Annotated in this window: 21 protein-coding genes; 9 read left to right on the top strand and 12 right to left on the bottom strand. The window is 71.8% G+C overall.

Annotation, left to right across the window (positions count from 1 at the left end; translation table 11 throughout):
- Positions 1 to 92 precede the first annotated feature (92 nt).
- From sucD to I847_RS27565, 3 genes are all read right to left on the bottom strand, one after another.
- Complete coding sequence (gene sucD, locus I847_RS0112655) at positions 93 to 968, bottom strand: succinate--CoA ligase subunit alpha (protein WP_028049991.1); 876 nt, start codon at positions 966 to 968, stop codon at positions 93 to 95.
- Positions 969 to 1001: 33 nt separating this feature from the next.
- A complete protein-coding gene (gene sucC, locus I847_RS0112650) occupies positions 1002 to 2177 on the bottom strand; it encodes an ADP-forming succinate--CoA ligase subunit beta (RefSeq protein WP_028049990.1) in 1176 nt (391 codons plus the stop codon).
- Between the two features lie 184 nt (positions 2178 to 2361).
- Entirely contained in the window at positions 2362 to 2484 is a 123-nt protein-coding gene (locus I847_RS27565; RefSeq protein WP_255346385.1) for a hypothetical protein, read from the bottom strand.
- 28 nt (positions 2485 to 2512) lie between these two features.
- On the opposite strand from I847_RS27565, the gene I847_RS0112640 reads away from it, so the two are divergent.
- From I847_RS0112640 to I847_RS0112630, 3 genes are all read left to right on the top strand, one after another.
- The gene (locus tag I847_RS0112640) at positions 2513 to 2725 is read left to right on the top strand and encodes a DNA-directed RNA polymerase sigma-70 factor (protein ID WP_028049989.1); all 213 of its coding nucleotides are present in this window, start codon (positions 2513 to 2515) and stop codon (positions 2723 to 2725) included.
- Positions 2725 to 3273, top strand: coding sequence for a Clp protease N-terminal domain-containing protein (locus tag I847_RS0112635; RefSeq protein WP_028049988.1), 549 nt, complete (start codon positions 2725 to 2727; stop codon positions 3271 to 3273). Before I847_RS0112640 ends, I847_RS0112635 begins: the two co-directional genes overlap by 1 nt.
- A gap of 115 nt (positions 3274 to 3388) precedes the next feature.
- Entirely contained in the window at positions 3389 to 3766 is a 378-nt protein-coding gene (locus tag I847_RS0112630; RefSeq protein ID WP_155856135.1) for a hypothetical protein, read from the top strand.
- Positions 3767 to 3784: 18 nt separating this feature from the next.
- Here the strand turns inward: I847_RS0112630 and pcrA are convergent, their stop codons facing one another.
- The 3 genes from pcrA to I847_RS0112615 all read right to left on the bottom strand — a co-directional run bounded on the left by pcrA (position 3785) and on the right by I847_RS0112615 (position 7196).
- On the bottom strand, positions 3785 to 6286 hold the full coding sequence (gene pcrA / locus I847_RS0112625) for a DNA helicase PcrA (RefSeq protein WP_028049986.1): 2502 nt from the start codon (positions 6284 to 6286) through the stop codon (positions 3785 to 3787).
- Between the two features lie 61 nt (positions 6287 to 6347).
- Positions 6348 to 6830 carry a DUF456 domain-containing protein gene (locus tag I847_RS0112620; RefSeq protein ID WP_028049985.1) on the bottom strand — a complete coding sequence of 161 codons (483 nt, stop codon included), beginning with the start codon at positions 6828 to 6830 and terminating at the stop codon, positions 6348 to 6350.
- Positions 6831 to 6845: 15 nt separating this feature from the next.
- The gene (locus I847_RS0112615; RefSeq protein WP_028049984.1) at positions 6846 to 7196 is read right to left on the bottom strand and encodes a hypothetical protein; all 351 of its coding nucleotides are present in this window, start codon (positions 7194 to 7196) and stop codon (positions 6846 to 6848) included.
- A 153-nt stretch (positions 7197 to 7349) separates the two neighbouring features.
- Here I847_RS0112615 and I847_RS23565 point away from each other — a divergent pair, with 153 nt between their 5' ends.
- Complete coding sequence (locus tag I847_RS23565) at positions 7350 to 10739, top strand: glycoside hydrolase family 3 C-terminal domain-containing protein (RefSeq protein ID WP_081680868.1); 3390 nt, start codon at positions 7350 to 7352, stop codon at positions 10737 to 10739.
- A 150-nt stretch (positions 10740 to 10889) separates the two neighbouring features.
- Here the strand turns inward: I847_RS23565 and I847_RS0112605 are convergent, their stop codons facing one another.
- Together I847_RS0112605 and I847_RS23560 are read right to left on the bottom strand one after the other, a co-directional pair.
- Positions 10890 to 11546 carry a response regulator transcription factor gene (locus I847_RS0112605; protein WP_028049983.1) on the bottom strand — a complete coding sequence of 219 codons (657 nt, stop codon included), beginning with the start codon at positions 11544 to 11546 and terminating at the stop codon, positions 10890 to 10892.
- Positions 11543 to 12895, bottom strand: a complete 1353-nt coding sequence (locus I847_RS23560) for an ATP-binding protein (protein WP_034610151.1) — start codon at positions 12893 to 12895, stop codon at positions 11543 to 11545. Before I847_RS23560 ends, I847_RS0112605 begins: the two co-directional genes overlap by 4 nt.
- 136 nt (positions 12896 to 13031) lie before the next feature.
- Here I847_RS23560 and I847_RS0112595 point away from each other — a divergent pair, with 136 nt between their 5' ends.
- Complete coding sequence (locus I847_RS0112595) at positions 13032 to 14468, top strand: PspC domain-containing protein (protein ID WP_028049982.1); 1437 nt, start codon at positions 13032 to 13034, stop codon at positions 14466 to 14468.
- Positions 14465 to 15187 (top strand): hypothetical protein, encoded by a 723-nt coding sequence (locus tag I847_RS0112590; protein ID WP_028049981.1) that lies wholly within the window; start codon positions 14465 to 14467, stop codon positions 15185 to 15187. The genes I847_RS0112595 and I847_RS0112590 overlap by 4 nt, the downstream gene beginning before the upstream one ends.
- A 46-nt stretch (positions 15188 to 15233) precedes the next feature.
- On the opposite strand, the gene I847_RS23555 is transcribed toward I847_RS0112590, so the two are convergent.
- The 4 genes from I847_RS23555 to guaA form a co-directional block, all read right to left on the bottom strand.
- Positions 15234 to 15797: an aromatic ring-opening dioxygenase LigA gene (locus I847_RS23555; RefSeq protein ID WP_081680864.1), complete on the bottom strand. Its 564-nt coding sequence runs from the start codon at positions 15795 to 15797 to the stop codon at positions 15234 to 15236.
- Positions 15798 to 15947: 150 nt separating this feature from the next.
- Entirely contained in the window at positions 15948 to 17075 is a 1128-nt protein-coding gene (locus tag I847_RS0112580) for a glycosyltransferase family 4 protein (protein WP_028049980.1), read from the bottom strand.
- Between the two features lies 1 nt (position 17076).
- Positions 17077 to 17478 (bottom strand): DUF3817 domain-containing protein, encoded by a 402-nt coding sequence (locus I847_RS0112575; protein WP_028049979.1) that lies wholly within the window; start codon positions 17476 to 17478, stop codon positions 17077 to 17079.
- 30 nt (positions 17479 to 17508) lie between these two features.
- Positions 17509 to 19092, bottom strand: a complete 1584-nt coding sequence (guaA, locus tag I847_RS0112570; RefSeq protein ID WP_028049978.1) for a glutamine-hydrolyzing GMP synthase — start codon at positions 19090 to 19092, stop codon at positions 17509 to 17511.
- A gap of 117 nt (positions 19093 to 19209) precedes the next feature.
- Here guaA and I847_RS23550 point away from each other — a divergent pair, with 117 nt between their 5' ends.
- From I847_RS23550 to arfB, 3 genes are read left to right on the top strand one after another with little or no spacing between them, the layout of a single operon-like run.
- Complete coding sequence (locus tag I847_RS23550; RefSeq protein ID WP_034610150.1) at positions 19210 to 20943, top strand: ABC transporter ATP-binding protein; 1734 nt, start codon at positions 19210 to 19212, stop codon at positions 20941 to 20943.
- Entirely contained in the window at positions 20940 to 22673 is a 1734-nt protein-coding gene (locus I847_RS0112560; protein ID WP_028049977.1) for an ABC transporter ATP-binding protein, read from the top strand. The genes I847_RS23550 and I847_RS0112560 overlap by 4 nt, the downstream gene beginning before the upstream one ends.
- A gap of 40 nt (positions 22674 to 22713) precedes the next feature.
- A complete protein-coding gene (gene arfB / locus I847_RS0112555; RefSeq protein WP_028049976.1) occupies positions 22714 to 23142 on the top strand; it encodes an alternative ribosome rescue aminoacyl-tRNA hydrolase ArfB in 429 nt (142 codons plus the stop codon).
- The last annotated feature ends 55 nt before the right edge of the window (positions 23143 to 23197 follow it).

Raw genomic sequence — 23197 nt, 5'->3', positions numbered from 1 at the left:
TGCCGTTCGCACCGCTCGGGCGTACCTCGCCCGGCGCGTCGGACGAGAAGAGGCGCCGACCCGACCGGGTCGACGCCTCCTCGTCGGAAAGCTCAGGCGAGCAGCTCGCGCGCGAGCGCAGCGGTCTCGGACGGCGTCTTGCCGACCTTGACGCCGGCCGCCTCGAGGGCCTCCTTCTTCGCCTGCGCGGTGCCGGACGAGCCGCTCACGATGGCGCCGGCGTGCCCCATCGTCTTGCCCTCGGGGGCGGTGAAGCCCGCGACGTAGCCGACGACCGGCTTGGTCACGTGCTCCTTGATGTAGGCGGCGGCCCGCTCCTCGGCGTCGCCACCGATCTCACCGATCATCACGATGACCTCGGTCTCGGGGTCCGCCTCGAACGCGGCGAGCGCGTCGATGTGCGTGGTGCCGATGATCGGGTCGCCGCCGATGCCGATGGCGGTCGAGAACCCGAAGTCCCGCAGCTCGTACATCATCTGGTAGGTGAGCGTGCCGGACTTGGAGACCAGGCCGACGCGGCCGGGCCCCGTGATGTCCGCGGGGATGATGCCGACGTTCGACTTTCCGGGGCTGATCAGACCCGGGCAGTTGGGGCCGATGAGTCGCACGCCGTTCTCCTGGGCCAGCGCGAAGAACTCGGCGGTGTCGGCGACAGGGACGCCCTCGGTGATGATGACGACGAGCGGCACGCCGGCCTCGATCGCCTCGACGACCGCGGCCTTGGTGTGAGCGGGCGGCACGAAGATCACGGAGACGTCGGCGCCGGTCGTCGCGACGGCCTCCGCGACGGTGCCGAAGACGGGCACCTCCACGTCACCCAAGGTGACGGACGTGCCGGCCTTGCGCGGGTTGACGCCGCCGACGACGGACGTGCCGGACGCGAGCATGCGGGTGGTGTGCTTCTGGCCCTCGGCACCCGTCATGCCCTGGACGATGACCTTGGATGCCTCGGTCAGGAAGATCGCCATGGTGTGTGTCAGCTTCTCTCTAGTTCAGGCGCGTCAGGCGTTGGCGAACTCGGCTGCCTTGTCGGCGCCGCCGTCCATGGTCTCTGCGAGCGTGACCAGCGGGTGGCCGGCCTCGGCGAGGATCCGACGACCCTCGATCACGTTGTTGCCGTCGAGGCGCACGACGAGCGGCTTGGACGCCTCGTCGCCGAGGATCTCGAGCGCGGCGACGATGCCCTTGGCGACCTCGTCGCACGCAGTGATCCCGCCGAAGACGTTCACGAACACCGACTTGACCTGCGGGTCCGTCAGGATGATGTCCAGACCGGCCGCCATGATCTGCGCGTTCGCGCCGCCGCCTATGTCGAGGAAGTTGGCCGGCTTGACCCCGCCGTGCCGCTCACCGGCGTACGCCACGACGTCCAGGGTGCTCATGACGAGCCCGGCACCGTTGCCGATGATCCCGACCTCGCCGTCGAGCTTGACGTAGTTGAGGTCGGCTGCCTTGGCGCGGGTCTCGAGCGGGTCCGTCTCGCCGGTGTCCTCGAGCGCCTCGTGGTCGGGGTGCCGGAAGCCGGCGTTCTCGTCGAGCGTGACCTTGCCGTCGAGCGCCACGACGTCGCCGTCCTCCGTGAGGACCAGCGGGTTCACCTCGACGAGCGTGGCGTCCTCGGACTTGTAGACCGTCCACAGCGTCTGCAGCACGGCCGCGACCTTCGGGGCGATCGCAGCGTCGAAGCCGGCGGTCGCGACGATCTCGTCGGCCTTCGCCTGGTCGATGCCGGTGCGGGGGTCGACGGCCACGCGGGCCAGCGCCTCGGGACGCTCGACGGCGAGCTGTTCGATCTCCATGCCGCCCTCGACCGAGCACATGGCGAGGTAGCGGCGCTCCGCGCGGTCCAGCAGGAGCGAGAAGTAGAACTCGGTGGCGATCTTGGCGCCCGCGGCGATCATCACGCGATGGACCGTGTGCCCCTTGATGTCCATGCCCAGGATCGCGTCGGCCTGCTCGGCAGCCTCGTCCGCGGAACGCGCGAGCTTGACGCCGCCTGCCTTGCCGCGGCCGCCCACCTTGACCTGCGCCTTGACGACGACCACACCGGGCTGGCCGCCCAGAAGCTGCTCCGCGCCGGCGCGGGCCTCCTCGGCGGTCGTGGCGACGACGCCACCCAGCACGGGGACGCCGTGCTTCTCGAAGATGTCACGTGCCTGGTACTCGAACAGGTCCACCTGGTCTGGGTCCTCTCATCACCGGCGCTCGACGGCCTCGGTACGCCCCGAATCGCCCCCGTCGATGGTAGCGGCCGGTCAGAGATCGCTCGACGTCGAGAGATGTGTCGTGCGTGACGTTCACGCGCAGCGCGCGCGAGCCGGGGTCTCGTGACGGACGGCGCCGACCACGTGGACCTGGCGCTCAGTCCTCGGTCACGGGGACGTCCGTGAGGCGGAACGGCGCACCGCCGTCGTCGATGACGGTCCCCCCGGCCACGTGGAAGGCGCCCGGCCACCCGGTTCGCGTGTCAACCCAGGTTGACACGGTAGCGGCGTCAACGTAGGTTGACACCATGTCCGAGGAACTCATGACCGCAGCGGCCGGAGCATCCGAGCCCGCGGAAGGCTTGCGCGCCGTGCGTGCACTGCGCGCACTGGCTGACCGGCTCGAGGCACTGCACGTCCAACGCGCCCGCGAGATGGGCTGGTCGTGGCAGGAGATCGCCTCCGAGCTGACCGTGTCCCGGCAGGCGGTCCACAAGAAGTACGGAAAGAGGTTCGGCTGATGTTCGAGAGATTCACGAGTGAGGCCCGCGCCGCCGTCGTCCTGGCGACCGAGGAGGCACGTGGCGCTGAACGAGTCGGGGCCGAGCACATGCTGCTCGGGATGGTGGCGGCGCCCGCCGCGGTCGCCTCCCGGGCACTGGGCCGGCTCGGTGTCGACGAGGCGCAGGTGCGAGCGGCGGTCCACGCGCTCCCGTCGGAGGGGCTGGACGCAGGTGCGCTGGCGGTCGTCGGCATCGACCTCGACGCCGTACGCAACCAGGTCGAGTCCGAGTTCGGACCCGGTGCGCTCGACGACATCGCACTGACGCCCCGACCCGCCGGCAGGAAGGCGCTCGACGGCGACGGCCGCAAGCTGTTCGAGCTGTCCCTCCGCGAGGCCATGCGGTTCAAGCACCGGCGCATCGACACCGGCCACCTGCTGCTCGCCGTCGTCCGGCTCGATGACCCGCGGGCAGCCCGGGCGCTGGACTCGCTCGGCCTCGCCGACGAGGACGTCCGGCACGCGGTCGGTGCGGCGTGGGCGGAGACGCCGGAGGACCGGCCATGATCTTCCTGCCGTCGTCGGGCACGCTCCGGCCCACCACTGTGCCGTCGGTCGCCCGCCCTTCTGAGCGGCCACCCGAACCGCCCGCTCGACCACAGGAGCGACGTACGCTCGGCTCGTGATGGCACAGACGAACCCGACGGAGTCGCGACGCGCGACGCGCGCCCCCCGCCGGAGCGTGATCGTCCTGGGGGTCGGCGTCCTCGCGCTCACGTTCCTGGTCTACAAGTCGACCTACAACCGGGCCGCGACCCTCTGGACGGCTGTGATCCTCGTCGCCGTCCCGCTCGCCGCCTGGGCGCTGACGGCGGCCGGCGATCGGCGACGCCGCCAGCGCCGGCCCGGTCCCCTCGACGAGGCCCGCAGATCGCTGGACGTGGAGCGCGTCCGCACGGCGCGCACGGAGCACGGCGAGTCCGCGGGGATCACCGAGATCCGCCGGCAGGTGCCGACCCTGACCTACGAACAGGCCGTGGAGCTGCACCGATACGTCTGAGCGCGCCCCTCGCGGCCGTCAGAGCTTGGTCACCGGGGAGAAGCGGAGCAGCAGCCGCTTGATGCCGTCCGTCCCGAAGTCGATCTTGGCCACGGAGTTCGGACCGGCGCCCTCGATCGCGACCACGGTCCCGAGCCCGTACGAGTCGTGCGTGACACGGTCGCCGACGCCCAGCTGCGGGATCGCGGAGTCCGGACGCGGTGTGGCCGAGCCGAACGTCGCGCCGGTCGACGGCAACGTCGGACGCGCCTCCCGCTCGGACTTTCGGTATCCACCACCCGTCGACTGGTTCCGGTACCCGCCGCTGGTCCCGTACCCCGACCCCCACCCGCCGCGCAGCTGCGACGTCGAGGACTCGCGCCGACGCCAGTCGATGAGCTCGTCGGGAAGGTCGTCGAGGAACCGGCTCGGCGGGAACTCGTTGGGCACGCCCCACGCCGTGCGCACCGCGGCGCGCGAGATGTACAGCCGCTCCCGCGCCCGGGTCAGCCCGACGTACGCGAGCCGCCGCTCCTCCTCCAGCTGGTCGGAGTCGGACAGCGAGCGCAGGTGCGGGAAGGTGCCGTCCTCCATGCCCGTGAGGAACACGACGGGGAACTCGAGGCCCTTGGCCGTGTGCAGGGTCATCAGGGTGACCACGCCCGGATCCGGCCGGTTCGCCGCGCCCGGGTCCGCCTCGTCCGGCGTCGGGATCTGGTCGGAGTCGGCCACCAGTGAGACACGCTCGAGGAAGTCGGCGAGGTCACCGTCGGGGTCGCTCGCAGAGAACTCGGCCGCGACCGCGTGCAGCTCGGCCAGGTTCTCGACGCGAGAGGCGTCCTGGGGGTCGTCGCTCCCCCGCAGCTCGGCGAGGTAGCCGGAACGGTCGAGCACCGCACCGAGCACCTCGGCGGGACCCGCCTCGGCGGCCAGAGAACGCAGCTCGGACATCATCTCCGCGAAGGAGCCGAGCCCGACGATCGCGCGGGTGCCCAGCCCGGGTACCTCGTCGAGACGCTCCAGCGCCGCTCCGAACGAGATGCGCTCGCGCTCCGCGAACCCAGCGACCATCGCCTCGGACCGGTCCCCCAGCCCGCGCTTGGGCACGTTCAGGATGCGGCGGACGTTCACGTCGTCGTCGGGGTTGGCGATCGCTCGCAGGTACGCGATCGCGTCCTTGATCTCCTTGCGCTCGTAGAACCGCGTGCCGCCGACCACCTTGTACGGCAGGCCGACGCGGACGAGCACCTCCTCCAGCGCTCGGGACTGCGCGTTCGCGCGGTAGAAGATCGCGACGTCGCCCGGTCGCACGTTGTCCGAGTCACCGAGCCGGTCGATCTCCTCGGCGACGAACCGCGCCTCCTCGTGCTCGGTGTCCGCGACGTACGCCACGATCTGCGCACCCGCCCCCGAGTCCGTCCACAGCCGCTTGCCGGCACGGCCGGGGTTGCGGCTGATCACGGCGTTCGCTGCCGAGAGGATGTTCTGCGTGGAGCGGTAGTTCTGCTCGAGCAGGATGGTCCGGGCGTCCGGGTAGTCGGCCTCGAACTCGAGGATGTTCCGGATCGAGGCGCCACGGAACGCGTAGATCGACTGGTCGGCGTCGCCGACGACGGTCAGCTCGCCCTGCGGCACCTCGTCGTCGGGCCTGCCGGAGCCCACGAGCTCGCGGACCAGCACGTACTGCGCGTGGTTGGTGTCCTGGTACTCGTCGACGAGCACGTGCCGGAACCGCCGCCGATAGTGCTCCGCGACCGCCGGGTAGGCCTGCAGGAGGTGCACCGTGGACATGATCAGGTCGTCGAAGTCGAGCGCGTGGGCCTGCTTGAGGCGCGCCTGGTAGCGCGTGTAGACCTGCGCCAGCGCGGCGTCGAAGTCGTTGGTGGCGCCGTTGCCGTTGGTCGCCGCGAACGTCTCCGGGTCCACCAGCTCGTCCTTGAGGTTCGAGATCTTGTTGGCGAGCGCCTTGGCGGGGTAGCGCTTGGGGTCCAGGTCGAGCTCGCGCGCCACCAGCGTGAGCAGTCGCTGCGAGTCCGCCGCGTCGTAGATCGAGAAGCTGGACCGGAGCCCGAGGGTGCCCGCCTCCCGCCGCAGGATCCGGACGCAGGCCGAGTGGAACGTGGACACCCACATGCGACCGGCTGCCGGACCGACGAGCTGCTCGACCCGCTCGCGCATCTCGGCGGCGGCCTTGTTGGTGAACGTGATCGCGAGGACCTCCCCGGCCCGCGCCCTGCGGGTGGCCAGCAGGTACCCGATGCGGTGCGTCAGGACCCGCGTCTTGCCCGAGCCCGCGCCCGCGACGATCAGCAGCGGTCCGCCGTGGTGCAGGACCGCCTCACGCTGCTGCGGGTTGAGCCCGTCGACGAGGGCGTCGGCCTTCGCCTGCTGACGAGCCCGGCGCTCCTCCGCGTCGGCCTCCGCCTCGTCGTCGGCCGTCCGTGGTGCCAGACCGGAGGGAAGGACGGCGGACGCGTCCCGGGGCGGCCGTGAGGGCACGCCGGGGACGGAGAGCGAGAGGGAGTCGAAGAGCGAGGTCATGGCACTCCCAGAGTAGGCGCCGCCGCCCACATGGACGGCCCGCGCTGTGGACGCCGGGGGCTCACGTCAGGACGAGTCCGAGGATCCACGCGGCCGTCGTGACGAGCGCCCCCGCGAGCTCGACGAGGATCGTCAGCCCCGTGGCCTGCAGCGCAGCGACCGTCGAGCGCCAGCCGACGCGAGGGTCTCGCGAGCGCAGCCACTCCGTGAGGAACACCCCGAGCACGAAACCCACGATCAGCCCCACGACCGGGATCACGAAGAAGCCCACGACCCCGAGGATCCCGCCGACCACCGTCGTCGTGAAGGGAACGCCCGCCCTCTTCAGATGGCGCCCGGCGAGCACGTACTGACCGACCCACGCGAGCCCGGTCGCCAACGCCGCCACGGCCACGACGGTCCAGCCGACCGGCCCGCCCGTCACGACACCCCAGGTGATGACGGCCGCCGCCACCAGGAGCAGCCCGGGCAGGATCTGCACGACGACGCCGACAAGGCCGACGAGCACGGCGAGCCCGACGACGACCTCTCCCGTTGATCCCACGGAGAGGACCTTAGATCAGTGCCAGATGACGGCGATTCCCACGTTGACCACGACGAGGCCGGCGATCGCACCGAGGTATCCCGCGGTGACGACGGCGGGCTTGCGCACCCCACGCACCACGAGGAACGTCGCGACGAGGGCGATCACCAGCTTGACGGCCAGCTTGGCGCTGGGCGGCTCGTGGTCGGTCCCGACCTTGGCCGACGCGAGCCCGGCGAGGACGATCCCGGTCACGAGCGCCGTCAGCATGCCATGCAGGACGCCGGGCGCGATCCGTGGCTGGCGCAGGCTCACGAGCGTGCCGCCGAGCACGATGGCCCAGCCGAGGAGGTGGAGGACGACGAGTAGCTCGTAGACGAGATCCATGCGGGAGAGCCTATCTGACGCTGAGTCAGATAAATCCGCAGTTCCCCTTTGTCGAGTTTTCGGGGATGCTGTCGGGGCGCTTCCCAATGGCGGGGAGCGCTGCGACCGCGCGGGGTCGCCGTACCGACACCCATTCGGCAACGGAGCTGAACCATGTCCCCACGCGCATCCACCTTCCGTCGAGCCGCGGCCGCAGCCGTAGCCGCGTTCAGCGTGCTGGCCGCCGCCACGCTCGTCGCCGCGCCTGCTGCTGTCGCCGCCGGTGAGCCCTGGACCAACACGAGCCTGACGCCCGAGGCACGAGCGGACCTCCTGGTCGCCGCCATGACGACGGCCGAGAAGCTGACGATGCTGCACGGTGGCACCTCGTGCGGCTATGCGGGCTGCATCGACGCCAACACCCGCCTGGGCATCCCGGCGCTGCACCTCCAGGACGGCCCCGTGGGACCCGGCGACGGGTTCACCGGCGTCACGCAGCTGGCCGCACCCGTCGCAGGCGCTGCGACCTGGGACACGGCGCTGATGCGGCAGTACGGCGACGTCATCGGCGCGGAGCAGAAGGGCAAGGGCACGAACGTCCAGCTCGGCCCGACCGTGAACATCATCCGCGACCCCCGCTGGGGCCGCGCGTTCGAGTCGTTCGGGGAGGACCCCTACCTGGCGGGCCAGATCGGCGTCGCCGACATCCAGGGCGTACAGGGCCAGGGCGTCATGGCGCAGGTCAAGCACTACGTCGCGAACAACCAGGAGTCCAACCGGATGGGCGTCAACGCGGTCGTCGGCGACCGTGCGATGCGCGAGATCTACACCCCCGCGTTCGAGGCGGCCGTCAAGGGCGGCGTCGACTCGGCGATGTGCTCGTACAACCTCATCAACGGCCCGTACGCCTGCGAGTCCGCCCCGACCCTGAACGGCATCCTCAAGGGCGACCTGGGCTTCAAGGGCTTCGTCACCTCCGACTGGGGTGCCACCCACTCCACCGTGGCATCCGCCACCAACGGGCTCGACATGGAGATGCCGGACGCCCGCTTCTTCGGCGGACCGCTGACGACGGCCGTCAACAACGGCCAGGTCTCCATGGCCACGATCAACGACAAGGTCAAGCGCATCACGACGTCGATGTTCCGGCGCGGCCTGTTCGACCGGGCGCCTGTCGGCAGCACCGGCGCGGTCGTCACGACGCCCGCCCACGTCGCGGTCGCCCGCCAGGTGGCCACCCAGGGCTCGGTCCTGCTGAAGAACGCCAACGGCGTCCTGCCGTTCACGTCAGCGACCAAGAACGTCGCGGTGATCGGCTCCGGAGGCGGGAGCGGCGCGATGTACCAGGGCGGAGGCAGCGCGAACGTCAACCCGTCCGGCACGGTCAGCCCGCTCGACGGGCTCAGGGCGCGCGCCGGGAGCGCGGTCAACGTCACGTACGCACCCGGCTCCGGGGGCTCCGACGGCGCACTGCCCGCCATCGACACCAGCTACCTGACACCTGTCTCCGGCACGGGCCACGGCCTGACGGTCGACTACTTCAACAACACGACGCAGGCCTCGCCCACCGCGAGCACCCGCGTGGAGCCCGCCGTCGACTACAGCTGGAACGGCTCGGCGCCCGTCGCCGGCCTGGGAGGCGTGAACTGGTCCGGCCGCTGGACCGGCAAGGTCACGCCGCCCACCACGGGCACCTACACGTTCTCCCTGACCAGCGACGACGGCAGCCGGTTGTTCGTCAACGGCCAGAAGATCGTCGACATGTGGAACGCCCAGGCGTCCACCACGAGGACCGGCACCATCAACCTGACCGCCGGCCAGGCCGTCACCATCCAGGTCGACTACTTCCAGGCAGGCGGCGGCTCCAACCTCACGCTCGGCTGGCAGGTGGCCGGCCAGAGCCTGCGCGACCAGGCGATCGCCACGGCACGGACAGCCGACGTGGCCGTCGTCTTCGCCAACAAGTTCGAGTCCGAGGGCTCGGACGTCGGCGACATCGAGCTCCCGGCAGCGCAGAACCAGCTCATCGCCGACGTCGCCGCCGCGAACCCGAACACGGTCGTCGTCGTGAACAGCGGGTCGGCCGTGACGATGCCGTGGGCCGGTTCGGTACGCGGGATCGTCGAGGCCTGGTACCCGGGTCAGGACTACGGCAACGCGCTGGCGTCCCTGCTCTTCGGGGACAGCAGCTTCTCCGGCAAGCTGCCCGTCACGTTCCCGAAGTCGCTGGCCGACGTCCCCGCGAACACCGCGGCACAGTTCCCCGGGACCAGCACCGTCCAGTACTCCGAGGGCATCAACGTCGGCTACCGGTGGTACGACTCCAAGGCGATCGCACCGGCCTTCCCGTTCGGGTTCGGCCTGTCCTACACGACGTTCGGCTACGGCAACCTCACCGTCGGCGCCCCGGACGGTGCCGGCAACGTCGCCGTCTCGTTCGACGTCACCAACACCGGCACGCGCGCCGGCGCCGAGGTCGCCCAGGTCTACGTCACGCAGCCGTCGGCCGCCGGCGAGGCACCGCGGAACCTGCGCGGCTTCTCACGGATCCAGCTCAACCCGGGTCAGACGCAGCGCGCCACCGTCACGCTCGACGCCCGCAGCTTCCAGTACTGGGCCGGCTCGTGGACCAAGGCGCCCGGCACCCAGACGGTGTCCGTGGGCTCGTCCTCGCGAGACATCCGGCTCACGGGGACCGTGCCCGGCTCCGACACGGGCGGCGGTGGCGGTGGTGGTGGTGGTGGCACCGACCCGAGCACCCCGCTGCCGCGGGCGGGCTGGACCGTCACCGCGTCGTCGACAGGCGGCGGCGACGTCCCCGCTCGCGCGATCGACGGAAGTCTCACGACCCGTTGGTCCACCGGCGTCCCGATGGCCAACGGGCAGTCGGTGACGATCGACCTCGGTTCCGTCCAGCCGTTCGGCCGTATCGACCTCGACGCCGGGGGAAGCGCGGCCGACTATCCGCGGGGGTACCAGGTGTTCGTCTCGAACGACGGTGCGTCGTGGGGCTCCGCGGTAGCGACCGGCACGGGAAGCAGCGCGCTCGTCTCGACGACCTTCCCCACCCAGAACGCCCGCTACATCCGCGTCGTGCAGACCGGGGCAGCCAGCTCCTGGTGGTCGATCGCGGAGCTGAACGTCTACGGCGCCGGGGGCACCACCCCGGTCACCCCCGTCGTCGGCGTGCTGCGTGGCGCTGAGTCCGGTCGCTGCGTCGACGTTCCCGGCGCGAACGCCGTCAACGGCGCCGCAGTCCAGCTGTACGACTGCAACGGCACCGGTGCGCAGCAGTTCACGGCGACCGCGAGCAACCAGCTGACGGTGCTCGGCAAGTGCCTCGACGTCAGCGGTGGCAGCACCGCGGACGGCTCGGCCGCCATCATCGGGGACTGCGCCACCGGCGGCACCAGCCAGCAGTGGACCGTGAATGCGGACGGCACGGTGGTCGGGGTGCCCTCGGGCAGGTGTCTCGAGGCGACCAGCCACGGCACCGCGAACGGCACCAAGCTCCGGATCGCCACCTGCACCGGCGCGACCAACCAGAAGTGGGCACGTAGCTGACCGAGTGACGACCTCGCCGCCCGCGCGTCGACCGCAGCGCGGACGGCGGGGTCGTCGCCTTCGCACCCGAATCCCCTCAGCCCGACAGGCTCGGTACGCGAGGGTCGTCCGGCGAAACAGCCACCGTGCGGCCACGCACCGGCTTGCCTGCTACAGCAGGCGCCTGGCGGCGGCCCAGCGGGTCAGCTCGTGGCGGCTGGAGAGCTGGAGCTTGCGCAGGACGGCGGAGACGTGGGTCTCGACGGTCTTGATCGAGATGAACAGCTCGGACGCGACCTCGCGGTAGGAGTAGCCGCGCGCGATCAGGCGCATGACCTCTCGTTCACGGGCGGAGAGGCGGTCGAGCTCGTCGTCCCCGATCGCCACGTCGCCGGCCGTCGACCCGAAGGCGTCGAGCACGAACCCGGCCAGCCGGGGCGAGAAGACCGCGTCCCCACCCGCCACCCGGCGGACGGCGTCGGACAGGTCCGTGCCGTCGATGTTCTTGGTGACGTACCCGCGAGCACCCGCACGGATGACCGCCACGACGTCGTCGGAGGCGTCGGATACCGACAGGGCGAGGAACCTCGTCGAACCCAGCAGGTCGGTGCAGGCGCGGATGACCTCGGCGCCGCCACCGCCGTCACCGCCGGGCAGGTGCACGTCGAGCAGGACCACCGGCGGCGCCAGCTGCCTGACGAGGCGGATCGCCTCGTCGACGGTGTCGGCCTCGCCCACCACGCGCACGCCTGCGTCCAGCGACGCCTTCACGCCCGTGCGGAACATGTGGTGGTCGTCCACCAGCACCACATCGACGACCTCGCTCATCGCACCTCTCCTTCGTCCGAGCCTGAGCCTGACGCACCCAACCCGCCCGAGCTGGCCGAGCTGCCCGAGCCCACGGCGAACGGCACCAGCAGGTGGACCTCCGTCCCGTGCCCGGGTCGGCACGTCACCGTCGCCGAGCCGCCCCGCCGGCGGACGCGACCGATGATCGACTCGCGTACCCCGAACCGGTCGGACGCGACCTCGTCGAGGTCGAACCCGTCGCCATGGTCCCGTACGAACACCTCGATCTGCGACTGCCCGACTTCCAGGTAGAGCGAGACCGGCGGCCGCCCGTGGACGACCGCATTGACCAACGCCTCGCGGGTGGCCTGCAGCAACGCCTCGGTGTCGGCGTCCGGCACGCGGTCCCCGACGACCACCGAGTCGATCGCGACCGGATCCCCTGACGGTCCGGAACGGGAGTCCTCGACCTCCGCGACGACCACCCGCAGCGATGCCGCGACCGACGTCCCGGGGGCCGGACGGTCGTCGTAGAGCCATTCACGCAGCTCACGCTCCTGCGCACGCGCCATCCGCGCGACCTCCGCAGGGTCGTCGGCACGGAGCCGGATGAGCGCGAGCGTCTGCAGCACGGAGTCGTGCAGGTGGGCCGCGATGTCGGCCCGCTCGGACTCCCGGGCGCGGGCGGCGCGCTCGTCGCCGAGCTCGCGCACCAGCCGGAGCCACCACGGGGTGAGCACGAGCGCCACTCCGCCCAGCATGACGATCGCCGCGATGATCGACTGAGCGAGCGTCGCCGGCTCGACGCCCTGGCCAGAGGCCATGCCGATCAGCAGGAGGACCCCGACGCCGGCCAGCAGGATGCCGCCGGCAACACGCACCACGCTGACCGGAGTGCGACCGCCGGCGCGGTCCCGGAGCCGGTCGCGCTGCGCCGCGTCGAGCTGGCTCCACGCGAGCCACAGACCGGCGAGCACGATGAGCGCCGGCAGCAGCCAGTCCACCTGCACGTCGGCGCCCGCACGCACGGCGATCAGCAGCACGGCCGCGACGACGAGCAGAGCGCCGATGGCGATGTCGGTGACGGGGACCCGTCGGCCCGGTTCGACGAGGTTCTGCCGCCGCGCCAACCGCGTCAGGGTGCTCGGCCGCACGCCCTGTGCGGCGTCGGCGGGATCGCCGACGGGGATCGAGAGCCACCAGAACAGGTAGAGCATCAGCCCGATGCCCGCCACGGGTGTCAGGACGAGGAACGCGAGCCGCACGAGGCCGACGGGTAGATCGAGGTGCGCCGCCAGGCCCAGCGCGACGCCGCCGAACCAGCGCCCGCGCTCCGGGCGGCGCAGCGGGAGTCGTCGTGGGGCGACGAGAGGTTCGGCGGGGTGCACGGTCCGATCGTCACATGCCCGACGAGCCCCAGGGGTGCTTCTCGGGGCCACGTCAGGGCTGCCGGCCCCCAGGTTCAGGGTCGTCTCAGGGGCACACCCGATGTCACAGGTGCGGCGCGACGACCAGGATCGACACATGGACACGAGCACTCCCCCCACACCCGAGGAACCGGCGCCGCCCGCGGCCCGCCCCACCGACGGCTTCTTCGCCGCGGTGCGTCGCCTCGGCATCACGCGTGCCGACGACCGCTGGGTCGCCGGTGTCAGCGCGGGCACAGCGGACCGGTTCGGCATCGACCCGCTGCTCGTGCGCGGCATCTTCGCGGCGTCGTTGCTGCTCGGTGGCCTCGGTCTGGTGGCCTACGGCATCGCCTGGGCCCTGCTCCCCGAGCGGCGCGACGGCCGGATCCACCTCGAGGAGATGGTCCTGGGACGTTTCGACATCGCCCTGCTCGGCGCCCTCGCGTTCACGCTCGTGGGATTCGGCAGGGGCGACACCTGGTTCTTCTTCTGGGGGCCTCCGGGATGGGTCCAGGGTCTCCTGTGGATGCTGTTCGTCGCCGGCATCGTTGCGGTCGTGCTGGTCGTGGTGAACCAGAACCCGCGGCCCGTGCGTCAGCCGTACGGCTTCCCGACGCCGACGCCGACGCCGACGACGACCACAACTTCTGGCCCGCGGGACGACGTTCCGACCTACCCCACGACCGCTTCGGCACCGCCGGTCTCCACAGCACCCGTCGGCTCAGCACCTCCCTACACGCCGCCCGTGTACGCAGCCCCCGTCCATACGACTCCCGCGTACACGCCGCCGCCACCACCGCCGGTGCCCCCGAAGCACCACCGTCCCCCGCAGCCCCCGCGGCCACCGAAGCCGCGGACACCCGGAGCCGGCGCGGGGACCGTCGGGGTGGTCGTCGCCCTGAGCCTCCTGACGCTCGCCGCCCTCTTGATCGCGGAGCGGACCGCTGGTTTCGACGGTCCGGTCGCACTGACCGCCCTCGGCGTCGCGATCGTCCTGGCAGGCCTCGGCATCATCGTCTCGGGTCTGCGCGGCCGCACCAGCGGGGCGCTCGGAGGGCTCGCGGTCCTGGGCCTGCTGGCCTCCGTTCCGCTCGGCGTCGTGACGAGCACGAGCTCGTTCTGGCAGAACGACGGCGAGCGCCAGTTCAACGCCTCGGACGTCACAGCTACCAGCCGCCAGGAGGCGTCGCAGGGCTGGTCGATGGGATTCGGCGACGTCACCGTCGACCTGACCGACGTCCCGATGACGGATCAGACCCTCGTCGTCCCCATCGCCCTGGCCGCAGGAAATCTGACGGTCCTCGTTCCCGAAGGGGTCGACGTCGACGCCGACGCCAACATCGGCGCGGGCCAGATCGCCTGGAACGTGGCGGGCGAGCACCGCTCGCAGGACGGCGTCGCCATCGACGACGGCAACTTCACCACCGGGGGCGGCGACGACCCGGCACTTCACCTTCAGATCCGCGTCGGTGCCGGGCAGGTCGACATCGTCGACGGGCCGCCGGCCATTCGTCCGGCGATGCCGACCCCGTCCGGGCAGGAGACCCCATGACCACCGAGAAGCACACCCCCGACGACCAGCCGTCGCCCGACGGCCCCGTCGAGACATCCCAGCAGGACTCCGCGGTCGACGAACCGTTGGTGGCCGATTCGAGCGGCGAGGCGTCAGTGCCGGACCCGGCCGTCGAGGCGTCGGTTCCGGATCCGGCCGACGAGGCGGCAGTGCCGGATCCGGTCGCCGAGGCGTCGGTTCCGGATCCGGTCGCCGAGGCGTCGGTTCCGGATCCGGTCGCCGAGAGCTTGGTCGTGGAAGACCCCGACGCACAGGGCGTCGACCCGGCCGGGACGGCGGCGTACCACCCGGTCGTCGACACTGTGGCGCTCGAGCAGGCCGATACCGAGGAACGGCCCGGAGCGACGACGAGCGAGGCGGTCACCGCCGCGACCGAGCCCGTGGTCGACGACACGCCGGCCCGGAACGCGCCGGACCCGTTCGACCTGTTCACGGCCGGCTCGACACCGCCTGCGTGGACCCAGCCCGCACCCACGATGGTCGCCGCGACCACCGACCCCGAGCCCCAACCGCGCAGGCTCCGCGTCGGCACGGTGGTGTGGGGCCTGATCCTTGCCGCATGCGGTCTCGGCGTGATCGCATGGGCTTCCGGCGCCCGCATCGACTACCAGCTGGCGCTGATCATCCTGCTGGCAGCGGCCGGTACCGCGCTGCTGGTCGGATCGATCGTCTCGGGCGCTCGTCGCGCCCGACACTGACCACCGACGTCCGGTCCCGGTCGCGGGGACCGGACGTCGGCGTGCGTCAGGCCGTCGGTGCGGCGGGCGGCGCGGCGGGCGGCTCCGTAGCCGTGGTCGGCCGGGTTGCAGCCGGCGCAGGTGCCGTCGCGGCCGGAGCCGGCCGGGCGGCGGCGGGTGTGGCGGTCGCGGCTGCGGCCGGGCCCTGGCCGATGCGCCGGAGCGCCCAGCCGATCAGGATGAAGATCACGCCGAGCCCGACGACCAGCGCAGCCACCCCGAAGGCGACGACGGAGGTGAACAGCGACGCCCGCAGGAACGAGGCCGTCATGACGGTCTCGCGCTTCGGGTCGTCCTGCGGCAGCTCGGCGTAGGTCTTGCCCTCGGAAGCGTGCAGGGCGTGCGTGTTGATGATGTCGGCCTGGAACCAGGCCTCCCACGGAGTGTCGACGAGCTGTCCGCCGAAGTGCTGCGCGTCGTCGGAGACCGTGATCTTCTCTGCCGCGAGGTTGCTGGACACAGACCCCCACGTGATACCGCCGGCAATGATGAAGATGATGCCTGCGATCAATGTGAGGAGCCCGATGACGCGGACCCCCTTGGACCCTGCGACCTCAGTCGTCGTCGTCATTTCTACCCTTCCGAGTCCCGCCGCGGTGGAGCCGGACCCGTGACGGGCCAGATGAGCGCCGCAGCTCATGCCAGAAGAAACCGAACACGAACACGTTAGCGAGAAATGTCGGGGAATGCCCGTAACCTATGGATTCGGTGGTGCGCCTGATCAGGCAATGCGCGCCAGGGAGCGGGCGCGAGCGTATTCGGCGTCGGCTACGGCCAGCACGCGGTCCCACCCGAAGGCGGGCGCTGTCGACCGGTTGTGGGCGACGATGGCGTCGAGGAGGGACCGCTCCGACGCGAGGCGCACGATGACGTCCGCCATCGCGTCGTCGTCGGAGACCAGGAACCCGTCGACCCCGTCCTCGACGAACTCCGCCACGCCGGTGCCCCGTCGCGCGACGACGACCAGACCGGCCGTTCGAGCCTCGAGCGCCGCGATCCCGAAGGCCTCGAGCTCCGCCGGGGCGAGGAAGACGTCCGCGTCCGCGTACGCCGCACGCACCTGTTGACGCGTCAGACGACCCCGCAGCTCGACGATGTCGCCGAGCCGCTGTGCAGACACGGCCGCCGCGATCCGAGCCTGCGCCGGACCGGAGCCGATGATCGACAGCCGCACCCCGGGTGGAGCGAGCCGGCGCGCCGCCGTGCCGACGAGCTCGACGAGCTGGACCCCACGCTTGCGCGGAGCGAGCCGCATCGTCGAGACGAGCCTGAGCGGGCCGTCGGCGACGGGTGTGCGCTGGGCCGGCCCCCACGCAGCGAGGTCGATGCCGTTCGGGAGGACCGACACCTCAGCCGCGAAGACCTCGCGGACCCGGGACGCCGCCTCGGTGCTCACCGCGCTCAGCGCCGCCGACGTGCGGTTCCAGCGAGAATGGCCGACGACGGTACGCAACGGTCCGACGACGCCGTCGAGCATGCAGTGCCAGGTGATCGCCATGGGCAGGCCGAGGTCCTGCGCGATCCGGGCACCGTCGAACGCGAACGGCGACAGCACCCCCGCGTGCACGTGGACGACGTCCGGCCGCAGGGACCGGTAGGCGTCGCGCAGCAGCCGGGGACCGACGGGGTTCACGGGCAGGTCGAACGGCAGCCGCGCGCCGAGCCGGTGGACGTGGACGCCGTTCTCCAGGTCCACCACGCCGCCGCGCTCTCCGGCCTCGCCGAGCGTGGCGGTCAGGACGTGCACCTCGTGGCCCGCGGCCGCCTGCCGCGCGGCGAGGTCGCCGACCTGCGACTCGATGCCGCCGGTGCGCGGCGCGAAGCAGTCGCTGACGTGGGTGATCAGCACGTCAGGCCTGGGCGGCGGTCGCGGCCTCGATACGGGCAGCGGCCTGCGTGTGGACCTTGCGCTCCAGGATGAACGACATGGCGGGCACGACGCCCGCCGCGGCCATCGTGGCCAGGCGACCGAGCCGCCAGCGCATCGTGGACCACAGGTCGAAGACCGTGAGGAGGTAGACGACGTACAACCAGCCGTGCGCATAGGCGACCCAGGCGCCGATCACCGGGTTCGGGTGTCCGTCCGCACCGACGCCGTTGGCGTGGAAGCCGTACTTGAGGATCAGCTCGAGGCAGAGCAGGAGCAGCATCGTGCCGGTGGCCCACGCCATGATCCGGTACCGAAGCGCGGCCCCCGCAGCCTTGCGCGGCCAGGCCTGCGCCTTGGTGTTCGTCGCAACGGACTCAGTCATGCGGCGATTCTCCCCCACGCGCGGGGCAGATCACTCCCACTCGATCGTGCCCGGCGGCTTGCTCGTGACGTCGAGGACCACCCGGTTGACCTCCGGGACCTCGTTCGTGATGCGGGTCGAGATCGTGGCCAGGACGTCGTACGGCAGGCGGGTCCAGTCCGCGGTCATCGCGTCCTCGGACGAGACGGGCCGCAGCACGACCGGGTGGCCGTAGGTGCGGCCGTCGCCCTGGACGCCGACCGACCGGACGTCCGCCAGCAGGACCACCGGGCACTGCCAGATGTCGCGGTCGAGGCCGGCCCGGGTCAGCTCTTCGCGGGCGATGACGTCCGCTGCCCGCAGGATGTCGAGGCGCTCGGCGGTCACCTCGCCGATGATCCGGATGCCCAGGCCCGGGCCCGGGAACGGCTGGCGCCACACGATGCCCTCGGGCACGCCGAGCTCGAGGCCGACCGCGCGGACCTCGTCCTTGAACAGGGTGCGCAGCGGCTCGACGAGCGCGAACTGCAGGTCGTCGGGAAGCCCGCCGACGTTGTGGTGCGACTTGATGTTGGCCGCGCCCTCGCCGCCGCCGGACTCGACGACGTCGGGGTAGAGGGTGCCCTGGACGAGGAACTTGACCTCCTCGTCGCTGCCTTCCACGATCTCGCGGGCTGCGTCCTCGAAGACCCGGATGAACTCGCGACCGATGATCTTGCGCTTGGTCTCCGGATCGGTGTGCCCGGCGAGCGCGCGCAGGAACCTGTCACGCGCGTCGACGACCTTGAGCTGGACGCCCGTGGCGGCGACGAAGTCCTTCTCGACCTGCTCGGCCTCGCCCGACCGCAGCAGGCCGTGGTCGACGAACACGCAGGTGAGCTGGCTTCCGACGGCCTTCTGCACCAGCGCCGCGGCGACCGAGGAGTCGACTCCGCCCGACAGCCCGCAGATCACGCGGGCCGACCCGACCTGCGCACGGATCTTCTCCACCTGCTCCGCGACGACGTTGCCGGCGTTCCAGTCGGGCGCCAGGCCCGCGCCCTCGTACAGGAAGTTCTCGAGCGCCTTCTGCCCGAGCGGGGAGTGCTTGACCTCCGGGTGCCACTGCACGCCGAAGAGGCGCCGCGTGCGGTCCTCGAACGCAGCGACGGGACTTCCGGCCGACGTCGCGAGGACCTCGAAGCCTTCGGGTGCCGCGTGCACCGCGTCGCCGTGGCTCATCCAGACGGTCTGGTTCTCGGGGCTCCCGGACAGCACGGTCCCTGCGGACGTGACCGAGACCGCCGTGCCGCCGTACTCGCGCTGCCCGGTCTGCGCGACCGTCCCGCCGAGCGCCGCCGCCATCGCCTGGAACCCGTAGCAGATGCCGAGCACGGGGACGCCGGCCTCGAACAGAGCCGGGTCGACGAACGGTGCACCGGTCGCGTACACGGACGACGGGCCGCCCGACAGGATGATCGCGGCGGGGTTCTTGGCCAGCAGGTCCTGCACCGAGGCGGTGTGCGGAACGATCTCCGAGTAGACGTTGGCCTCGCGCACGCGTCGCGCGATCAGCTGCGCGTACTGGGCTCCGAAGTCGACGACGAGGACCGGGCGGTGGTCCGTGGTGGCGGGCGGCGGGGGCGTCTGCGTCACGGGTCAAGGGTAGTCGGGCGCCGACACGGGTCGCGCCGACGTCCACGTCGCCACGTCGACCGTCGGGTCGGATAAGGCTTCGGTGCTTGTCGGTACCGGCCCGTAACGTTGCTGCTCGTGCGTTCACTCCCCCTGGCTGACCCCGGCACCCCGCCGACGAGCGGGCCGTGGGCGCTGCTCTGGTGGCTGGCGCGTCGGCAGTGGGGCATCCTGCTGGTCGCCGTGCTGCTCGGGGTCACGGTGTTCGCCTCCCAGGCAGTGACGCCCTACATCGTCGGTCGTGCTGTGGACGACGGTCTCGAGCACGGGTTCGGACCTGAGCTCTGGCGCGCGTGCGCCAGCCTGCTCGCTCTCGGGCTGGTCGTGATCGTCGCCGGAGCGCTGACCCACCGGTTCGAGATCGCCAACTGGCTCCGCGCTGCCTTCACGTCCTCGCAGCTCGTCGGGCGGACCGTGTCCCGCAGCGGCCACGCGATCACCGCAGAGCTCCCGACCGGCGAGGTGGTCTCGGCGGTCGCCAACGACGCCCTGCGGATCGGCGAGGTCTACGCTCTCGCCGCCAACTTCCTGGGAAGCCTCGTCGCCTACGGGGTCGTCGCGGTGCTCATGCTGCGCGTGTCCGTGCCGCTCGGCCTCGTCGTCATCCTCGGTCTGCCGACCGTCGCGGCGGCCCTCGGCCTGCTGGTCAAGCCGCTGCAACGGCGGCAGGCCGCACAGCGTGAGGCGTCCGGTCGGCTGACGACTCTGGGCGCTGACACGGTCTCCGGCCTGCGCATCCTGCGCGGCATCGGCGGCGAGTCCGTGTTCACCGGTCGCTACCGCGCCCAGTCGCAGGAGACGCGCCGCCGAGGCGTCGAGGTGGCCCGGACGCAGTCGGTGCTCGACGCGTTGCAGGTGCTCCTGCCGGGCAGCTTCGTGGTCGTGCTCATCTGGATGGGTGCGCACATGGCGCAGGCCGGCACGCTGACGCCCGGGCAGCTGGTCGCGACGTACGGGTTCGCCGCGTTCCTGGCCTGGCCCGTGCAGAACGCCACGCAGACGTTGCAGGCCGCAACGCGCGCGCACATCGGCGCCGCCAAGGTGATCAAGGTGCTCCAGGTGGTTCCGTCGACCGGCTCGGAGCCGGGCCGTGCGCCGCTGCCGCCTTCCCACGTCCCGCTCGTCGACGAGGTCAGCGGGCTCGTCGTCGACGCCGGTCGCGTGCTCGCGCTCGTGAGCGCCGACCCGGACGAGTCGGCGCGCCTGGCGACGCGGCTCGGACGGTTCGACGACCTCGCGGAGCGCGAGACGCCGGTGCGACTCGGCGGCGTGCTTCTCCGCGACCTCGACAAGGACGCCGTACGCGCACGGATCGTCGTGGCCGAGGCGACACCGCAGCTGTTCTCCGGACCGCTGGGCGGCGCGCTGGACGTCCACGGCAGCGCCTCACGCGACGACCTGCTGCGCGTGATCGCGACCGCCGACGCGCACGACGTCCTCGACTCCGTGCCCGACGGCCTCGACGGTGACCTGCCCGAGAAGGGACGCTCGCTGTCGGGTGGCCAGCGTCAGCGTGTCGCGCTGGCTCGCGCCCTGCTCGTCGACCCGGAGATCCTCGTGCTCGTCGAGCCAACCAGCGCCGTCGACGCGCACACGGAGGCGAGGATCGCGGCACGGCTCGCCGACGCCCGCCGCGGCCGCACGACGCTGGTGGTCACGGCGAGCCCGCTCGTGCTCGACCACGTCGACGAGGTCGCGTTCCTGCAGGACGGTGTCGTCGTCGCCCGCGGGCAGCACGACGAGCTGCTCGACGACCCGGCGTACCGCGAGGTCGTCGGACGACGGATGGACGAGGAGGCGTTGGCCCGATGAAGCTCCCCATCGCCGACTCGGCGACCGTGCGCGCCTACGCGACCGTCCTCCTGCGGCGCCACCGCCGCCCGCTGCTCCGCATCGTCGTGCTGCACACCCTTGCAGCGACCGCCGGCCTCGCCGGGCCGCTGATCCTCGGTCTCCTGGTCAACGCGGTCACGGCAGGGACGACGACCCGCTACATCGACAGGCTCGTGCTCATCGGCGCCGCGGCCGTGCTCACGCAGACCGTCCTCATGCGGTTCGCCCAGCGCACGTCGATGGTCTTCGGCGAGGAGGTCTTCGCCGAGCTCCGCGAGGAGTTCATCGAGGCGGTCACCGCCCTGCCGCTGTCGACCGTCGAGAGGGCGGGGACCGGTGACCTCGTCGCACGGACGACCAACGACGTGAACAAGCTGCAGCACGCGGTCCGGTTCGGGGTGCCGCGCGTGATCGTGGGGGTCGTCACGATCACGCTGACGGTGGTCGCGTGCCTGTTCATCGCGCCGCTCGTCGCGCTGGCGATGTTCGTCGGGGTGCCCTCGCTCCTGCTGATCACGCGCTGGTACCTCAAGCGGGCCACGCCGGCCTACCAGCGCGAGTCGGCGGCGTACGCGACGCTCAACGGCACGATCACCGAGTCCGTCGAGGGCGCACGAACCGTCGACGCCCTGCGGCTGGGGCCGCGCCGGCTCAGCCGCGTGAACGCCGACCTGGCCGAGGCGTTCGCGGCCGAGAAGGCGACGCTGCGGCTGCGCACGATCCTGTTCCCCGGCATCGATGCCACGTTCGTCCTGGCGCCGGCCGCTGTGCTGCTCTGGGGCGGGTACCTCGTGTCGCAGGGCATGGTGAGCGTCGGCGCCGTCACCGCGATCGTCCTGTACACCTACCAGGTCACCGGGCCGGTGTGGGAGCTGATCTTCTGGGTCGACGAGATCCAGGTGGCCGCGACCTCACTTGCCCGGATCGTCGGCGTGCAGCTCGTCGACCCGGACCGGCAGGCGCGCGAGGGCACGCCCGTCGACGAGACAGTCGCCGCCCGGGACGTCACGTACGCCTACCGCCAGGGCCACGACGTGCTCCACGGGATCGACCTGGACCTCGCCGTCGGTGAGCGCCTTGCTGTGGTCGGCCCGTCGGGCGCGGGGAAGTCGACCCTCGGACGCATGCTCGCGGGCATCCACCCGCCGGGCGGCGGGACGGTCTCCGTCGGCGGCGTGCCGCTCGTCGATCTCCCGCTCGAGCAGCTGCGCGGGCACGTCGCGCTCGTCACCCAGGAGCACCACGTGTTCGTCGGCTCCGTCGCGGACAACCTGCGGCTCGCCCAGGTCGACGCCTCACCCGAGGCGCTCGAGCGGGCGCTGCGGGCAGTCGACGCGTGGGACTGGGTCCAGGCGCTGCCCGACGGACTGGCCACCGAGGTCGGTTCCGGCGGCGCACCCCTGACGCCGGCGCAGGCCCAGCAGATCGCGCTCGCCCGGCTCGTGCTGCTCGACCCGCACACGCTGGTCCTCGACGAGGCCACCTCGCTGCTCGACCCGCGGGCGGCCCGGCACCTGGAGCGGTCGCTGTCAGCCGTGCTCGAGGGCCGGACCGTCGTGGCCATCGCCCACCGCCTGCACACCGCGCACGACGCCGACCGGGTGGCGGTGGTCGACGGCGGCCGGATCGTCGAGATCGGTGCCCACGACGACCTGGTCGCGGCCGGGGGCGACTACGCCGCCCTGTGGCACTCGTGGCAGCACGAGTGAGGACCTCCCGGACGCGGGCGCCCAGGGGATGATGCTCAGCATGTACGGGTCTTTCGAGCTGCGCGGGGGCATCGTCGTCCCCGAGGACGCCCTCGCGTGGCGGTTCTCCCGTTCCGGTGGACCGGGCGGCCAGTCGGTGAACACGTCCGACTCGCGGGTCGAGCTCTCCGTCGACCTCGCGCGGATCCCCTGGACCTCGCCGACCCAGCAGGACCGGGTCCTGGACCGGCTGCGTCCACGCCTGCGCGGCGAGGTGCTCACCATCGCCGCCTCGGAGTACCGCTCGCAGCTGCGCAACCGCGAGGCCGCCGTGGTCCGCGCAGCCGCGCTGCTCGACGAGGCCCTCGCTCCACCGGGGCCGATCCGCAAGGCCGCCCGTCCGAGCCGGGCCTCACGCGAGCGCCGAGCCCAGTCGGAACGCCAGCGCCGGGCCACGAAGCAGCTGCGCCGGCGCCCACCGAACGCCTGACGCCGCGAACGACTCCGGCCCGACAGGCGAGAGCCCGACGCCGCCCGCACCGACC

Source organism: Cellulomonas sp. URHD0024, from assembly GCF_000426185.1.
In the GTDB taxonomy this organism is placed as follows: domain Bacteria; phylum Actinomycetota; class Actinomycetes; order Actinomycetales; family Cellulomonadaceae; genus Cellulomonas.
This window is presented reverse-complemented; position numbering and strand designations above follow the sequence as displayed.

Excerpts from the sequence above, each read along its gene's own strand:
- I847_RS23565 (WP_081680868.1), top strand. The coding sequence starts at position 7,350 with ATGTCCCCACGCGCATCCACCTTCCGTCGAGCCGCGGCCGCAGCCGTA.
- I847_RS0112575 (WP_028049979.1), bottom strand. The coding sequence starts at position 17,478 with ATGACTGAGTCCGTTGCGACGAACACCAAGGCGCAGGCCTGGCCGCGC.
- I847_RS0112560 (WP_028049977.1), top strand. The coding sequence starts at position 20,940 with ATGAAGCTCCCCATCGCCGACTCGGCGACCGTGCGCGCCTACGCGACC.
- I847_RS0112640 (WP_028049989.1), top strand. The coding sequence starts at position 2,513 with ATGTCCGAGGAACTCATGACCGCAGCGGCCGGAGCATCCGAGCCCGCG.
- I847_RS0112635 (WP_028049988.1), top strand. The coding sequence starts at position 2,725 with ATGTTCGAGAGATTCACGAGTGAGGCCCGCGCCGCCGTCGTCCTGGCG.
- I847_RS0112615 (WP_028049984.1), bottom strand. The coding sequence starts at position 7,196 with ATGGATCTCGTCTACGAGCTACTCGTCGTCCTCCACCTCCTCGGCTGG.
- I847_RS0112595 (WP_028049982.1), top strand. The coding sequence starts at position 13,032 with ATGGACACGAGCACTCCCCCCACACCCGAGGAACCGGCGCCGCCCGCG.
- I847_RS0112605 (WP_028049983.1), bottom strand. The coding sequence starts at position 11,546 with ATGAGCGAGGTCGTCGATGTGGTGCTGGTGGACGACCACCACATGTTC.
- I847_RS0112590 (WP_028049981.1), top strand. The coding sequence starts at position 14,465 with ATGACCACCGAGAAGCACACCCCCGACGACCAGCCGTCGCCCGACGGC.
- arfB (WP_028049976.1), top strand. The coding sequence starts at position 22,714 with ATGTACGGGTCTTTCGAGCTGCGCGGGGGCATCGTCGTCCCCGAGGAC.
- I847_RS23555 (WP_081680864.1), bottom strand. The coding sequence starts at position 15,797 with ATGACGACGACGACTGAGGTCGCAGGGTCCAAGGGGGTCCGCGTCATC.
- pcrA (WP_028049986.1), bottom strand. The coding sequence starts at position 6,286 with ATGACCTCGCTCTTCGACTCCCTCTCGCTCTCCGTCCCCGGCGTGCCC.
- sucD (WP_028049991.1), bottom strand. The coding sequence starts at position 968 with ATGGCGATCTTCCTGACCGAGGCATCCAAGGTCATCGTCCAGGGCATG.